Annotated in this window: 16 protein-coding genes; 11 read left to right on the top strand and 5 right to left on the bottom strand. The window is 40.5% G+C overall.

Features of this window, described 5'->3' with window-relative positions:
- Nucleotides 1–123: 123 nt before the first annotated feature.
- Together ISX59_RS12300 and meaB are read left to right on the top strand one after the other, a co-directional pair.
- The gene (locus ISX59_RS12300) at nt 124–1,212 is read left to right on the top strand and encodes a DUF1573 domain-containing protein (RefSeq protein ID WP_032539572.1); all 1,089 of its coding nucleotides are present in this window, start codon (nt 124–126) and stop codon (nt 1,210–1,212) included.
- 8 nt (nt 1,213–1,220) lie between these two features.
- Nucleotides 1,221–2,312 (top strand): methylmalonyl Co-A mutase-associated GTPase MeaB, encoded by a 1,092-nt coding sequence (gene meaB, locus ISX59_RS12305; protein WP_220575942.1) that lies wholly within the window; start codon nt 1,221–1,223, stop codon nt 2,310–2,312.
- A 109-nt stretch (nt 2,313–2,421) separates the two neighbouring features.
- On the opposite strand, the gene ISX59_RS12310 is transcribed toward meaB, so the two are convergent.
- Nucleotides 2,422–3,330 (bottom strand): DMT family transporter, encoded by a 909-nt coding sequence (locus ISX59_RS12310; RefSeq protein ID WP_220575943.1) that lies wholly within the window; start codon nt 3,328–3,330, stop codon nt 2,422–2,424.
- Between the two features lie 91 nt (nt 3,331–3,421).
- Here ISX59_RS12310 and ISX59_RS12315 point away from each other — a divergent pair, with 91 nt between their 5' ends.
- The 4 genes from ISX59_RS12315 to ISX59_RS12330 are packed head-to-tail and all read left to right on the top strand — an operon-like array spanning nt 3,422 to nt 7,441.
- Nucleotides 3,422–4,249: an AAA family ATPase gene (locus tag ISX59_RS12315; protein ID WP_005810392.1), complete on the top strand. Its 828-nt coding sequence runs from the start codon at nt 3,422–3,424 to the stop codon at nt 4,247–4,249.
- 21 nt (nt 4,250–4,270) lie between these two features.
- The gene (locus ISX59_RS12320) at nt 4,271–5,287 is read left to right on the top strand and encodes a DUF4435 domain-containing protein (RefSeq protein WP_005810390.1); all 1,017 of its coding nucleotides are present in this window, start codon (nt 4,271–4,273) and stop codon (nt 5,285–5,287) included.
- Complete coding sequence (locus ISX59_RS12325; RefSeq protein ID WP_032531459.1) at nt 5,259–6,506, top strand: mechanosensitive ion channel family protein; 1,248 nt, start codon at nt 5,259–5,261, stop codon at nt 6,504–6,506. Before ISX59_RS12320 ends, ISX59_RS12325 begins: the two co-directional genes overlap by 29 nt.
- 41 nt (nt 6,507–6,547) lie before the next feature.
- Entirely contained in the window at nt 6,548–7,441 is an 894-nt protein-coding gene (locus tag ISX59_RS12330; protein ID WP_005775503.1) for an AraC family transcriptional regulator, read from the top strand.
- 134 nt (nt 7,442–7,575) lie between these two features.
- On the opposite strand, the gene ISX59_RS12335 is transcribed toward ISX59_RS12330, so the two are convergent.
- From ISX59_RS12335 to ISX59_RS12350, 4 genes are all read right to left on the bottom strand, one after another.
- A complete protein-coding gene (locus tag ISX59_RS12335; RefSeq protein ID WP_044300157.1) occupies nt 7,576–7,905 on the bottom strand; it encodes a HipA N-terminal domain-containing protein in 330 nt (109 codons plus the stop codon).
- On the bottom strand, nt 7,902–8,114 hold the full coding sequence (locus tag ISX59_RS12340) for a helix-turn-helix transcriptional regulator (RefSeq protein ID WP_005818358.1): 213 nt from the start codon (nt 8,112–8,114) through the stop codon (nt 7,902–7,904). The genes ISX59_RS12335 and ISX59_RS12340 overlap by 4 nt, the downstream gene beginning before the upstream one ends.
- A 489-nt stretch (nt 8,115–8,603) precedes the next feature.
- Nucleotides 8,604–9,476 (bottom strand): DUF4373 domain-containing protein, encoded by an 873-nt coding sequence (locus tag ISX59_RS12345; RefSeq protein ID WP_220575944.1) that lies wholly within the window; start codon nt 9,474–9,476, stop codon nt 8,604–8,606.
- Nucleotides 9,477–9,617: 141 nt separating this feature from the next.
- Nucleotides 9,618–9,965: an SH3 beta-barrel fold-containing protein gene (locus ISX59_RS12350; protein ID WP_032537212.1), complete on the bottom strand. Its 348-nt coding sequence runs from the start codon at nt 9,963–9,965 to the stop codon at nt 9,618–9,620.
- A gap of 1,046 nt (nt 9,966–11,011) precedes the next feature.
- On the opposite strand from ISX59_RS12350, the gene upgY reads away from it, so the two are divergent.
- From upgY to ISX59_RS12375, 5 genes are all read left to right on the top strand, one after another.
- On the top strand, nt 11,012–11,548 hold the full coding sequence (gene upgY / locus ISX59_RS12355) for a capsular polysaccharide transcription antiterminator UpgY (protein ID WP_005784914.1): 537 nt from the start codon (nt 11,012–11,014) through the stop codon (nt 11,546–11,548).
- A 19-nt stretch (nt 11,549–11,567) separates the two neighbouring features.
- Nucleotides 11,568–12,056, top strand: coding sequence for a UpxZ family transcription anti-terminator antagonist (locus ISX59_RS12360; RefSeq protein ID WP_032537211.1), 489 nt, complete (start codon nt 11,568–11,570; stop codon nt 12,054–12,056).
- Between the two features lie 157 nt (nt 12,057–12,213).
- On the top strand, nt 12,214–13,095 hold the full coding sequence (rfbA, locus tag ISX59_RS12365; RefSeq protein WP_032537210.1) for a glucose-1-phosphate thymidylyltransferase RfbA: 882 nt from the start codon (nt 12,214–12,216) through the stop codon (nt 13,093–13,095).
- A 7-nt stretch (nt 13,096–13,102) separates the two neighbouring features.
- Nucleotides 13,103–13,516, top strand: coding sequence for an FdtA/QdtA family cupin domain-containing protein (locus ISX59_RS12370; RefSeq protein ID WP_032537209.1), 414 nt, complete (start codon nt 13,103–13,105; stop codon nt 13,514–13,516).
- A complete protein-coding gene (locus ISX59_RS12375) occupies nt 13,513–13,923 on the top strand; it encodes an FdtA/QdtA family cupin domain-containing protein (RefSeq protein WP_032537208.1) in 411 nt (136 codons plus the stop codon). The genes ISX59_RS12370 and ISX59_RS12375 overlap by 4 nt, the downstream gene beginning before the upstream one ends.
- The last annotated feature ends 4 nt before the right edge of the window (nt 13,924–13,927 follow it).

The raw sequence follows: 13,927 nt of genomic DNA on the forward strand, positions 1-13,927 counted from the left end.
CCCCTGTTTTTTTGAGTAAAGCCACTATGTCCTGTGCTTAAAAATATGTAATCAGTGGCAGATTCTCGACGAAAACTCCTATTTTTGTACTTTAAACAACTAACAATAATAAAATAGGAACGAATGAAACGTAGTTTACTCTTCATATTTACTTTACTTACTATTACTTTATCGGCTGTAGCTCAACCTCGTATCTCTTCTAATAAGGAGACCCATCATTTCGGACAGATTGAATGGAAGCGTCCGGTTTCTGTAGAGTATACTATTACCAATACTGGTGATAAACCTTTGGTACTGACTAATGTTACTACCTCTTGTGCCTGTTCGGTTGCTAACTGGACGAAAACTCCGATTGCTCCCGGAGAAAAAGGAACGGTTGGTGCTACGTTTGATGCAAAAGCGTTGGGGCATTTCAATAAATCGATCGGCATTTACAGCAATGCGCAGCCTGGTTTGGTTTATTTGAACTTCGATGGAGAGGTGGTTCAGGAGATCAAGGATTTTACTAAAACCCATCCCTATGCAATCGGACAAATCCGGATTGACCGTACAGATATAGATTTTCCTGATGTACACAGCGGAGAAAAACCGGTCATTACGTTGGGGGTAGTCAATCTTTCCGATCGTCCATACGAACCTGTATTGATGCACCTTCCGCCTTATCTGAAAATGGAAACTAATCCTACCGTCCTTTTGAAAGGTAAGAAAGGAACCATTACCCTGACACTTGATACCAAACAACTGATGGATTTAGGTTTGACTCAGTCTTCTGTTTATCTGGCTCGCTTTGCCGGTGATAAAGTGAGTGAGGAAAATGAAATCCCCGTGTCAGCAATACTTCTTCCGGACTTTTCAGGAATGACCGAGCAAGATAAAGCTTTAGCTCCTGCTATTCGTCTGTCCGAATCCAAGATTGATTTAAGCCGGGTTTTGGTTAAGAAAAACAAAGCCCGACATGACATTGTTATCACTAACACAGGTAAGTCTCCTTTGCAGATCAGTAAACTGCAAGTATTCAATCCTGCGGTAGGTGTTGCTTTGAAGAAAACTATACTGCAGCCGGGCGAAAGTACCCGCCTGAGAGTGACTGTCTTGAAAAAGAATCTTGGAAAGAAGAAGAGACACTTGCGAATTCTGATGATCACCAATGATCCGGTACAGCCGAAAGTGGAGATCGATGTAAAAGCTACGAGTAACGAATCACATAATTAATATCTGCCATGGAACATCCTGAAAATAACGAAGTATATAAAGGTTTGGTTGTGAATGCAGGCATTGAACAACCGTCATCTGTAAATCCCTATCTGAAGCGAAAAGTAAAAAAACGCCAGTTGTCGGTTAATGAGTTTGTGGAGGGCATTGTCAAAGGGGATGTGACGATTCTGAGCCAGGCTGTAACTTTAGTGGAAAGTGTGCGTCCCGAACATCAGGCTACCGCACAGGAGGTCATTGAAAGATGTCTGCCTTATTCCGGTAATTCGATTCGTGTAGGCATCAGTGGTGTGCCGGGAGCCGGTAAAAGTACTTCGATTGATGTCTTTGGATTACACGTTCTTGAAAAAGGAGGTAAGTTAGCTGTTTTAGCTATTGATCCGAGTAGTGAACGCAGCAAAGGAAGTATTTTGGGTGATAAAACCCGTATGGAGCAGCTTTCTGTACATCCTAAATCATTTATACGTCCCAGTCCCTCTGCCGGTTCGTTGGGAGGAGTGGCCCGTAAGACTCGTGAAACGATTATTCTATGTGAAGCTGCAGGGTTCGATAAGATCTTTGTGGAGACGGTAGGAGTGGGACAAAGTGAGACGGCAGTTCATTCAATGGTCGATTTTTTCCTGTTGATTCAGTTGGCCGGTACGGGAGATGAACTACAGGGTATCAAAAGAGGGATTATGGAGATGGCTGACGGCATTGTGATAAATAAAGCTGATGGCAATAACATTGACAAAGCCAAGTTGGCGGCTGCGCAATTCCGTAACGCTTTACATCTTTTCCCGGCTCCGGATTCCGGATGGACACCGCGTGTACTTACTTATTCGGGATTCTATAATCTTGGAGTAAAGGAAATATGGGATATGGTGTACGAGTACATCGATTTTGTGAAAGGTAATGGCTATTTTGAATATCGTCGTAACGAACAAAGCAAATACTGGATGTATGAGAGCATCAATGAACAGTTACGTGACAGCTTTTATCACAATGCCAAGATTGAATCGATGTTACAAGAAAAGGAGCAACAGGTGCTCAAGGGAAATCTCACCTCTTTTGTTGCTGCCAAGAGCTTACTCGATACTTATTTCGAAGATCTGAAATAACGATGAAGAGGTGTCAAAATTCGTATTCACCACAGATTACACAGATAATTATTATTGGTTGTCAGTAGATTAAAATCATTTTGTGTAAATCTGTGTAATCTGTGGTGAGTTATGACACACCTTCCAAATCTGCCTTCGATTTACTTTGAGTCACAAAGTAGACTCCAAGAAATACCAATGCAATCGCAACTCCTTTTTCCCAGCCGAAGCTTCCGATTCCCATTAAGATTGCCGCTATGGAAGCAACAATGGGTTGCACATAGTTATACATACTTACTACTGTAGGGCGCATCAGTTTTTGTGCAGTCATAATGCAGATGTAAGCAATGAAGCTTCCGCATAGTACCACATAAAGTACCTGATAAATGGCAGCGGTCGAAATGCTGTTCCACTCGATGCCCGCTATATCCTGGTAAGAAAAAGGAATATAGCATATAGATGCATAAATAAACATCCACTTATTGATTGTGATGGCCGAATAGCGTTGGGATAATCCTTTGAATACGGTCAGGTAGATAGAGAAGCTGAGTTGGGCGATCATACAAAGTAAGTCTCCCCAGATGCTTCCTCCTCCTGCGTTTGTCGCCTGACTGCTTAAAATCAAGATCAATGCTCCCATTGCTCCAATGAAAATTCCCAATACCTTTTTGTTTGTAACCGGTTCTTTCAGATAGATAGCTGCCACAATCATGGTGATGATAGGTGAAGTCGTTGTTACGATAGATGCGTCTATCGGAGAAGTGAGAGACAGGCCGAATATAAATATTCCCTGATTGAAAACAAGGGCGAACAGAGAAGCGAAGAAAATTTTCAGCATGTCACGGTGCCCTACCTGCTCTTGTTTACAGAAAGCGGAAAGTATCCAGAAAGCTGCTGCCGCCCCTACCATGCGAAAGGTGGTTACCGAAAGTGCCGAGAGCTCTGTCAATGCCGATTTGCCGATAGGGGACATTAATCCCCACATCACGTTGGCCGTAAATGCCAGTGCATGTCCTTTCAGATTCTTATCAATCTCCATACCGAATGTTACCTTTATTGAAAACTGATGCAAAAGTAACTAATTTATCGTTTGAATTTTCTATATTTGTTTAATTTAAATGCAACCATTTATGGAACTATCAGCCAATTATATCAAACGAATTGAAATAAACGGATTATGGGACCGGTTCAACATAGTCTGGGATCTTCGTCCGGATGTCAATATACTATCCGGTATCAATGGAGTAGGAAAAACTACTATCCTGAATCGATCGGTCGGTTATCTTGAACAGTTATCAGGCGAAGTAAAGAGCGATGAAAAAAACGGGGTACGTGTCTTTTTTGATAATCCGGAAGCTACTTACATTCCGTATGACGTGATCCGCAGTTACGATCGTCCGCTTATTATGGGAGACTTCACAGCCCGTATGGCAGATAAAAATGTGAAATCCGAGCTCGACTGGCAACTTTACCTGTTACAGCGCCGCTACCTTGACTACCAGGTCAATATCGGCAATAAGATGATCGATCTGCTGAGTAGTAATAACGAGGAAGAGCGCGGCAAAGCAGCTACTCTTTCAGTAGCCAAGCGCCGTTTTCAAGACATGGTCGATGAACTGTTCAGCTATACCCGTAAAAAAATAGACCGTAAACGTAATGATATTGCTTTTTATCAGGATGGTGAACTTCTGTTTCCTTATAAGCTCTCTTCCGGTGAGAAACAGATGTTGGTGATCCTGCTTACCGTACTTGTACAGGACAATGCCCATTGCGTTTTGTTTATGGACGAACCCGAAGCTTCATTGCACATCGAATGGCAGCAAAGATTGATTGCGATGATCCGTGAACTGAATCCGAATGTACAGATTATACTTACCACTCATTCGCCTGCAGTCATCATGGAGGGATGGCTCGATGCAGTAACCGAAGTCAGTGATATTGCAACCAGTTATAAATAGCATTTAACCAAAACACGACCTATGGCAATTAGTCTTAAAGATAATCTGACCTCTTCCTACTTCAGTGCAGCCCATAAGCTGTACTCTAAAAAGGCACGCCGCCGAATCGTTGCTTATGTTGAGAGTTATGATGATGTAGCTTTCTGGCGTACCCTGCTTGAAGAGTTTGAGGACGAAGAACATTATTTTCAAGTGATGCTTCCTTCCGCTACATCGTTGGCCAAAGGCAAGAAGATGGTGTTGATGAATACTCTCAATACCGCTGAGCTCGGGAAAAGCCTGATTGCTTGCGTAGATAGTGACTATGACTTTCTGTTGCAGGGAGCTACCTCCACCTCGCGTAAGATTAACCGTAACAAATATATTTTTCAGACCTATGCCTATGCCATTGAGAACTATCATTGTTACGCCGACAGCTTGCATGAGGTTTGTGTACAGGCAACTTTGAATGACCGTCACCTCATTGATTTCAACGAGTTTATGAAGCGATACTCCCGGATCGTTTATCCGCTTTTCCTATGGTCTGTCTGGTTTTATCGCCGCCATGATACTTATACGTTTTCCATGAGTGAGTTTAATGGCTGTGTTCGCTTGCACGATGTTAGCCTGAGACATCCGGAACGTTCTCTGGAAGTGGTGAGACGTTCGGTTACAGCTAAGTTGTCCGAATTGTCTACACGCTTTCCGCAGGGGCTCGAAGAGATTGACAGATTATCGGCCGAACTTGAAAGGCTCGGAGTACTTCCTGATACTACTTATTTGTTTGTTCAAGGGCATCATATTATGGATAATGTAGTGATGAAAGTGCTGACTCCCGTCTGTACGGCTTTAAGGCGCGAGCGTGAACAGGAAATCAAGAAGTTGGCAGAACACAATGAACAATTTCATAACGAACTGACTTGTTATCAGAACAGTCAGGTGAATGTGGAAGTAATGCTCCGCAAAAACAGTGCATACAAAGATTTATACCTCTATCAATGGTTGAAAGAAGATATTAAAGAGTTTTTATATGGAACAAATAACCGAAAAGATAAATAACCTATTCGTTTCCTGGGGATTTAACAGCAATGAAGTAGGTCCTATTATAACACTGATACTGATTATCGGTGTTGCCTTTTTAGCTGACCTTATTTGCCGTCATATCCTTTTGAAAGTGGTTGCTAAATTAGTGAAAAAGACCAAGGCAACCTGGGATGATATTGTATTCGATCGTAAAGTACTGATTTATCTCAGTCATCTTGTCCCCCCCATCATTATTTATGTGTTGATTCCTTTGGCAATTCCAAATGTAAGTGCCCTCGATTTTATTCGTCGTATCTGCATGATTTATATCATTGCGGTTTTTCTACGTTTTATCAGCGCATTTTTATCGGCTGTTTATCATGTATACAGTGAGCGAGAGCAGTTTCGTGATCGACCATTGAAAGGTTTGTTGCAAACAGCACAAGTGATACTATTTTTCATTGGAGGAATTGTTGTTATCAGTGTATTGATAGATAAATCTCCGATGGTGCTGCTCACCGGGCTTGGTGCTTCGGCTGCCATCCTGATGTTGGTGTTTAAAGACAGTATCATGGGATTTGTGTCCGGCATCCAACTTTCTGCAAATAATATGCTGAAAGTAGGTGACTGGATTGCTATGCCCAAATACGGAGCCGACGGTACGGTGATTGAAGTGACGCTCAATACAGTGAAGGTGCGCAATTGGGACAATACCATCACTACCATTCCTCCCTATCTGCTGGTCAGTGATTCTTTTCAGAATTGGCGGGGTATGCAGGAGTCCGGTGGGCGGCGTGTGAAACGTTCTATCAATATCGATATGAACAGTGTCAGATTCTGTACCCCCGAAATGCTGGCTAAATATAAGAAAATCCAATTGTTGACCGATTATGTGGAGCAGACCGAGAAGGTGGTGAAAGAGTATAATAAAGAACATCACATAGACAACTCTATTTTGGTCAATGGGCGACGCCAGACCAATCTTGGTGTGTTTCGCGCCTATTTGACGAACTACCTGAAAAGTCTTCCCGACGTGAATAAAAATCTCACTTGCATGGTACGCTATCTTCAGCCCACCGAACAAGGTATTCCGGTCGAACTTTACTTTTTTTCTGCTGTGAAAGAGTGGGTACCTTACGAAGGAATCCAGGCCGATGTATTCGATCATCTGCTTGCCATTATTCCGGAATTCGGATTACGTGTATTCCAGAATCCTACGGGAGAAGATTTTAGGGAGTGGAGTAGAAGAAATTAAAAAAGTGTATTATATTTGTAGCTAATAATACTATATTAGCTATGAATGCACTACAAAGCAACATTATCCGGGAGATCACTCCGTTGTCTGACAAGGATTGTTTTTATATTGCCGAACGGTATAAAACGGAGTTTACCTATCCCATTCACAACCATGCCGAGTTTGAGCTGAACTTTACGGAGAAAGCCGCCGGAGTGCGTCGCATTGTCGGCGATTCGGCAGAAGTGATCAGTGATTATGATTTGGTTCTGATTACTGGAAAAGACCTGGAACATGTATGGGAGCAGCACGATTGCCATTCAAAAGAGATCCGTGAAATAACGATCCAGTTTTCCTCCGATCTCTTTTTTAAAAGCTTTATCAATAAGAATCAGTTCGATTCCATTCGTGATATGCTTGAGAAAGCTCAGAAAGGTCTTTGTTTTCCGATGTCGGCCATCCTTAAAATCTATCCTCTGCTCGATACCTTGGCATCCGAGAAACAGGGGTTTTATGCTGTTATCAAATTCCTGACTATCCTTTACGAACTGTCACTTTTCAACGAAGAGGCTCGTACGTTGTCAAGTTCTTCTTTTGCTAAAATCGGCATTCATTCGGATAGTCGTCGCGTACAGAAGGTGCAGGAATATATTAATGCCCATTATCAGGAAGAGATCCGCCTGAATCAGCTGGCCGATATGGTAGGAATGACTCCGGTATCTTTCAGTCGCTTCTTTAAATTGCGTACCGGTAAAAATCTTTCGGACTATATCATTGATATTCGTTTGGGGTTTGCTGCCCGCCTGCTGGTTGATTCTACTATGTCTATTGCTGAAATCTGTTATGAATGCGGGTTTAATAATCTTTCTAATTTCAATCGGATTTTCAAGAAGAAGAAAGAATGTTCACCCAAAGAGTTTCGTGAAAACTACAGGAAGAAAAAGAAACTGGTATAATCTTAGTTTCATTATTGTCCATGCCATTGTATGGCAGTATATGGTTTACCTTTTGGCTATTGAACAGCTCTTTCAATGCAACAGGCGAATAGGTTGAGAATCCCTTTTGTAAAGTAGAAGGACAGCAAGTTAATTCAATCATAGTCGAGAGGTTTTATGGTTACAGCCCCAGCCGTGTCGGTATGTGCTGTAGCTAATAAAATACCAAAATCATCTTTTTCATCAATCTTCAATAATCTTGCCTGAACGAGGCGGTTGTGCCCTTCTGACAGCATGTTGGCAAAAAAGGGAAATAGATAATGGGAAGTATATTCCTGTTGTTGTTTTGTCAATGTCAGGCTTATGGAGGGCTTTGATGGATCATTGAAATATTCGTCATCATAGCGAAATTTATATTCGTTAGAAGATAATTCCGTAATAATGCCTACCCGTTCTTTATTCAAGTATACGATTCCTTGTCTCATAGATGTCCCTCCTTATTTTTAATTTTCAGAGAAAGTTCTAATCCTAATACCTCCAATATGGCATAGAGCTTTTGAAAATTAATATTTATTTCTCCATTTTCAATTTTTGTTATAGTATTGATACTGATTTGTGCTAAATCGGCAAGTGTTTGCTGATTTATACCCAACATTTTTCTTCGTTGGCGAATCTGTATTCCAATTTGTTTCATATTCCCAATATATTGTGAATTTGAAACAAAAATAGTAAGTATTTGTTTGATAAGCAAGGAAATTCCCAATATATTGTGAATTTGAGCTTTTTGTGGCTTGAGTTATGTACCTTTATCATGAAATTCATAATATATTGGGAATTTGATTACGGCTATTTGTACTTTTGATTTTAGAATGACAGGGATTTCTTTTTGTTTGTAGAGTGTTTCTCAATTAACATTGTTAACGCCATTTCTCCGTTATTTTATTCTTGTGTGCAAATAACAAGCCTTTTGCATTTAAAACACTTGCTATTTGCATTTAAAGAACAAGCTTTAACGTAGCGTTAAAACAAAGCTTTGGACGATAGAAATCTTGTGCTTTAAAAACACTGTGTTTTAGTTTGTTAAGCACACTCTTTACTTCTTTGTTTCACTGAATCCGTTTCTGGTCAAAAGCCTGTATACTTGCTTTTTTGTCAACTACAAATAGGGGACTGACACTCCCTGCTATCTTCTTTTCGCCTTGTTTAGCGCCGCTATCAGATATCTTCCTTTGGCTCCGATATCGCTCCAGCAAGTGTTTGCAATCAGTTTCCATACCGTCGTTCCCTTCCTTCCATAGTCCGACAGCCTGAGTATGGAGTTTACTTCCCCGGTGTCGGTAACGCTCAATCTCTTTAGCGTGTCCATCAGTCCCGAGTAATTGTGCGTCATTGTATTGAAGGCGTATCCCGGTATCTGTAGATAAGCAGAATCCTCCTTCCGCTTTTCCCCCTCCCCTTCAGGGGGAGCTGAGGGGGGGAATTCTTTACTTTCCTCTGCTTTACTTTCCTTTACTTTACTTTGTCCGGAATCGCATGCATTTTTTGCGTCAACGGCTACATGATGTACTACGTTTTTCGGGTTAACAGGTGTTTTTTCCTCTTTGAACAGCTCTGGTTGCTGAGTTTCCTGTGGCGTAGAAGGAGCATCGGGTTTTCCGTTTTCCTTTTCCGGTTTTACTATCAGATAGGGGAGCTCCGACAGTTCTCTTTTCCTTCGCTTCGTAGCTTCCAGCCATACCTTTTGTATGCTTTCCGAAGTCAGTATTCCGTTTTCCCGATAACTGTTTTCGTCCAGTATTCCTTTGATGAACAGAATCTTGATGATTCCCTTCACCTCTTCTGCTTGCACCTCTCTTCCTGCCTTGTTTGCGAAAATCAGGCACTGTTCTTCATCCCACCGTATGTAGTATCCCTCCTTGTAAATCTTGCACATCAGTTTCAGCACAATTGCCGACCCTTTTATTCCATATTTTACTTCTATCACTTCCATTGCGTTCTCTTCCATGAAGTTTACGCCTATCGGGAAATAGTTGATCCCGTCGTATGTTGTCGCCATATTGTTTTTTAGATTAGTTGTTTGTACTTTCAATAAGATATTTACCACAAATTACACCGGATTCCCAAAGACGTTTTCTCCTGATTCCTCAAAATAGAAATAATTCATTTGTGAAAATCTGTGTAATCTGTGGTGCCTCCCCTATACGATCGGTCTCCACTCCATGAAATTCTCCACTTGAAACGTCGTCCACCGCCGTTCGTCCACATTCCAGTACACCACCGCCCCCTCTACTTCTGTGGGATCATATTCCCTATGGAACTCCGCTTCGTAATAAATCAGTGTTGCTTTCGCCAGTTGGAAACTCCCGTTCTGTTTTCGGTAAGCCACTGCCGCATGTCCATATTGCATGTGATCCAATAACGCTTCCAGGCGTTCCGCCATCCATTCTGCGCACGACTCGGTGTATCCTTTTTCGAAGACGATACGTCTTTTCCATTTTAGTCTCATGGCTTCACTTTGTGATGCCGGCCTTTTTTTTCGTTTCATACATATACGATTTTAAAGTTTATAAATTGTTTACGGCCCGAAGGTAGAGTGTTTGCCGATTAAGTTGGAGTATAATAATTCATGATATGTTTTCTTGTCTATTTTATGCCAATGGATTTATCTTGTAGCGTTTCGTTCCAGATGGTGTTTATTTCCTTTAGAATGGTGCTGAGCTTCAATGGAATGAATATTCCGTTTCGAATATTCCCTAATAGTTTTTTGTCATTTATATATCGGGCTAATGCAATTTGTGATGTCTCCTTTTTTATACCCATTGCTCCATTTTGATAGAGTGTGATTAGTAGCTTTAAGCATTCGTAGTGTTTCAAAACAATCCCTTGTATAGGTTTCTCCTTTTTTCGTCCCCTGTTTGACTTAAGACTTTTATTGTCAGATGTTTGCTTGTTGTCTGTCTTGTTTTTTTTGATTTCCTTTTTTTTCTTCTTGTTGTTTGTTTTCGTAGTTCATACTCTTTTTAATTTTAGTGATTTTTATTTGTGTAAAATATGGCAAAGGTATGGACGAAAAATTTAGTAAACTTGCAAATACAGGATAAATTGTGGAATTTGATTTCTTTTTGTCGGTAAATTGATGATTTATAATGCGATAGTTTGGCAGAGGAGGGATGTTTCAAAAAACGTTCGTTTATTTGAACGCAAAGATAAGGGGTATTTTCATAATAGCAAAATGTTTAATAAAAAAAATGATTTACACTCTTGGCTTTCTGCTTTAATGTATTAATTGCCAAACAGATACTTCTGAATAAAAATCTTTTTTTTATCTGTCTGATTTTATTTCTCGATAATGAATAAATGAATACAAAAACAGTGTTCAATCAGACGAACGTTTAAAAACACGTTTTTTTAGTGTAATTCGTTCGTTTATAGTTTCTTACCAGATAGGTAATGAGTAGCTGCAAGAAACCGTGGCAAGAGAGTACAAAGCTTGCCGTATATTACATAAAGTACTCGCAAGTGATTGAATTTCAGGTATGTGCAAGAAGTTCAAAGCCCCGGGAGAATGTCCTTTTCTGAAATAATCGAATAATGGAAGTGGAGAAAGAGACCGAAATATGGTTCGCTATGCGTGCCACATACCGTCGTGAGACTGACGCTATGCGGTTGCTTGCGAAAGAGAACTTGGGCTGTTTTGTCCCCATGCAATACAAGATAAGTATAAAGAAAGGAAAAAAAGTCCGTGTCTTGGTTCCTATCATTCACAATCTGATTTTTATTCACGCTTGTCCTTCCGAAGTGAAGCGTGTCAAGTCTATGGTTGCTTATTTGCAATATATCACCGATACCCGTAGCGGCAAGAAGATAATTATCCCCGACAATGAAATGCAGCGTTTCATCGCTGTAGCCGGCACCTACAGTGACCATCTCCTATACTTTCAACCCGATGAACTCAACCTGTCCAAAGGCACCAAAGTCCGTATCACGGGTGGTGACTTCGAGGGTCAGGAAGGTGTTTTCCTGAAAGTGAAAGGCGCCCGGGATCGTCGCGTGGTCATTGCTATACAAGGTGTCATAGCAGTTGCCATGGCCACCATTCATCCTGATCTTATAGAAGTAATCAAATAATTCATAATTCAAATTTATTATGACTCTTTCCGAAGAAGTAGCTTCCCTTCAGCGTGCCGCGCACGACCTGATGTATTTGGGCATGGACGGGAGTCCCATTTACAGCGATGACTTGTCCCGCCGTAACAATGAAGTTTACCGCTTGACCACAACATTGTATAATTCCGGTATCAAAGGTTCTACGGTTGAAGAACAGGCCTCTGTCTGTCTCGCTCTCCTGATGGGTTACAATGCATCGTTCATCGACCACGGAGAAAAGCGCGAACATATTCAGGAAATATTAGATCGTTGCTGGGATATCCTCGATACTCTTCCCGCTTCGCTATTGAAGCTCCGCCTGCTTACTGCCTGCTATGGTGAGGTATTCGACGAGCCTTTGGCTGACGAAGCCCGTGCAATTATCGCTTCTTGGGATTCGGTATCACTTACTACTGAACAGCAAGAGGCTATCAACGAGTTTCAGACTGTGGTGGATAATCCTTATCCGTGGGAGTATGTTGAAGAATAAATTGGGATGAACGAAAGATAGTGATTTTTTGAGTAATCTGTAAGCACTCAATTTAGGGCTCAAAAATGATATATATCTTTGCTGCCAATCAACAAACAACTGTTATGGCTGTATGCCAATAGTTACAAATCAATCGAATTCACTTTAAGTTTTAATTATGAAAGGTATTGTTTTGGCCGGTGGTTCCGGCACTCGCTTATATCCGATCACTAAAGGGGTAAGCAAGCAGTTACTTCCGATATTTGATAAGCCGATGATCTATTATCCTATCTCTGTACTCATGTTGGCGGGGATTCGTGAAATATTGATTATCTCCACTCCTTATGATTTACCCGGCTTTCAACGTTTGCTGGGTGACGGTTCTGATTTTGGAGTTCGTTTTGAATACGCTGAGCAACCTTCTCCCGACGGCTTGGCACAGGCATTTATTATAGGAGAGGAATTTATAGGTGATGATTCTGTATGCTTAGTCTTAGGTGATAATATCTTTTACGGAGATGGATTGATTGAAATGGTTCAGGCTGCTGTGAAAAAGGCTGATTTAGAGAATAAAGCTACAGTTTTTGGTTATTGGGTGAGTGATCCAAAACGTTATGGGGTAGTTGAGTTTGATAAAGAAGGAAGTGTGTTGAGTCTTGAAGAAAAGCCATGTGATCCAAAATCAAATTATGCAGTTATAGGTCTTTACTTTTATCCTAATGTAGTTATTGAGTTAGCTAAAAGTGTTATACCCTCATCTCGTGGCGAGTTGGAGATTACTTCAATTAATCAAGAATTTTTATATAAGAAAATGTTAACAGTGCAGTTACTAGGACGTGGCTTTGCTTGGTTAGATACAGGCACACATGATTCTTTGGCAGAAGCTAGCACATTTATCGAAGTGATTGAGAAAAGACAAGGATTGAAGATTGCTTGTTTAGAGGATATAGCTTTTGGACAAAGGTGGATTACTATTGATAAATTGCGAAAACTGGCAGAAAAGATGAAGAATAATCAGTATGGGAAATATTTGTTGAAAATTATAGAAGGACTGAATTGAGTGCGGTATGGATATGCAGGATGTGAAGGTATTGGATTTACCTAAGATATTAGATAAGCGTGGTAATTTATCCATTATACAAGAAATTGAAAATATCCCTTTTAAAATAAAGCGTATATACTGGATTTATGATGTACCGGGGGGGGAAAGACGTGGTGGCCATGCTTATAAGAAAAATCAAGAATTTATAGTAGCTCTTTCTGGTAGTTTTGATGTTGTATTGGATGATGGAAATTGTGAGAAAGTTTTTTCTTTGAATCGCTCTTATTATGGAATTTATGTTCCTCAAGGTATATGGAGAAAAATGCAAAATTTCTCTACTAATGCACTGGCGTTAGTGTTATCTTCTACAAATTATGATCCAGATGATTATATTTTGGAATATATAGATTTTGTGCAAAGTAAAAAGAGTTCATTATGACGGTGTTTGATTGTTCAATAATAGAATTTCCTAAAATAGAGGATCGTTCAGGAAATATAACTCCTGTACATAGTGAAGAGAATGTGCCATTTGATATAAAACGTGTTTTTTATTCTTATGACATTCCTGGTGGAGGAGCTCGAGGAGCCCATGCTCATAAAGAATGCCATCAATGTTTAATTGCAGCAAGTGGAAGTTTTGAAGTTGTTTTAGACGACGGTGTTAATAGAAAGACAGTACTTTTAAATCGTCCATATTACGGCTTACATATTCCGCCAGGTGTTTGGGCTTCCGAACAAGGGTTTTCCTCTGGTGCAATCTGTTTAGTATTAGCTTCTCATGTATATGATGAAAATGATTATGTGAGAAATTATCAGAACTTTTTAAATTACAAAGAGATACTATAGATAT

This window comes from Bacteroides sp. FSHCM14E1 (assembly GCF_019633785.1).
GTDB lineage: Bacteria > Bacteroidota > Bacteroidia > Bacteroidales > Bacteroidaceae > Bacteroides > Bacteroides hominis.

Bases quoted from the DNA above. Each gene is read 5' to 3' on its own strand.
- ISX59_RS12350 (WP_032537212.1), bottom strand. From the start codon at position 9,965: ATGAAACGAAAAAAAAGGCCGGCATCACAAAGTGAAGCCATGAGACTA.
- ISX59_RS12360 (WP_032537211.1), top strand. From the start codon at position 11,568: ATGACTCTTTCCGAAGAAGTAGCTTCCCTTCAGCGTGCCGCGCACGAC.
- ISX59_RS12370 (WP_032537209.1), top strand. From the start codon at position 13,103: ATGGATATGCAGGATGTGAAGGTATTGGATTTACCTAAGATATTAGAT.
- ISX59_RS12300 (WP_032539572.1), top strand. From the start codon at position 124: ATGAAACGTAGTTTACTCTTCATATTTACTTTACTTACTATTACTTTA.
- ISX59_RS12330 (WP_005775503.1), top strand. From the start codon at position 6,548: ATGAATGCACTACAAAGCAACATTATCCGGGAGATCACTCCGTTGTCT.
- ISX59_RS12340 (WP_005818358.1), bottom strand. From the start codon at position 8,114: ATGAAACAAATTGGAATACAGATTCGCCAACGAAGAAAAATGTTGGGT.
- ISX59_RS12310 (WP_220575943.1), bottom strand. From the start codon at position 3,330: ATGGAGATTGATAAGAATCTGAAAGGACATGCACTGGCATTTACGGCC.
- ISX59_RS12345 (WP_220575944.1), bottom strand. From the start codon at position 9,476: ATGGCGACAACATACGACGGGATCAACTATTTCCCGATAGGCGTAAAC.
- upgY (WP_005784914.1), top strand. From the start codon at position 11,012: ATGGAAGTGGAGAAAGAGACCGAAATATGGTTCGCTATGCGTGCCACA.
- ISX59_RS12325 (WP_032531459.1), top strand. From the start codon at position 5,259: ATGGAACAAATAACCGAAAAGATAAATAACCTATTCGTTTCCTGGGGA.
- meaB (WP_220575942.1), top strand. From the start codon at position 1,221: ATGGAACATCCTGAAAATAACGAAGTATATAAAGGTTTGGTTGTGAAT.
- ISX59_RS12315 (WP_005810392.1), top strand. From the start codon at position 3,422: ATGGAACTATCAGCCAATTATATCAAACGAATTGAAATAAACGGATTA.
- rfbA (WP_032537210.1), top strand. From the start codon at position 12,214: ATGAAAGGTATTGTTTTGGCCGGTGGTTCCGGCACTCGCTTATATCCG.
- ISX59_RS12335 (WP_044300157.1), bottom strand. From the start codon at position 7,905: ATGAGACAAGGAATCGTATACTTGAATAAAGAACGGGTAGGCATTATT.
- ISX59_RS12375 (WP_032537208.1), top strand. From the start codon at position 13,513: ATGACGGTGTTTGATTGTTCAATAATAGAATTTCCTAAAATAGAGGAT.
- ISX59_RS12320 (WP_005810390.1), top strand. From the start codon at position 4,271: ATGGCAATTAGTCTTAAAGATAATCTGACCTCTTCCTACTTCAGTGCA.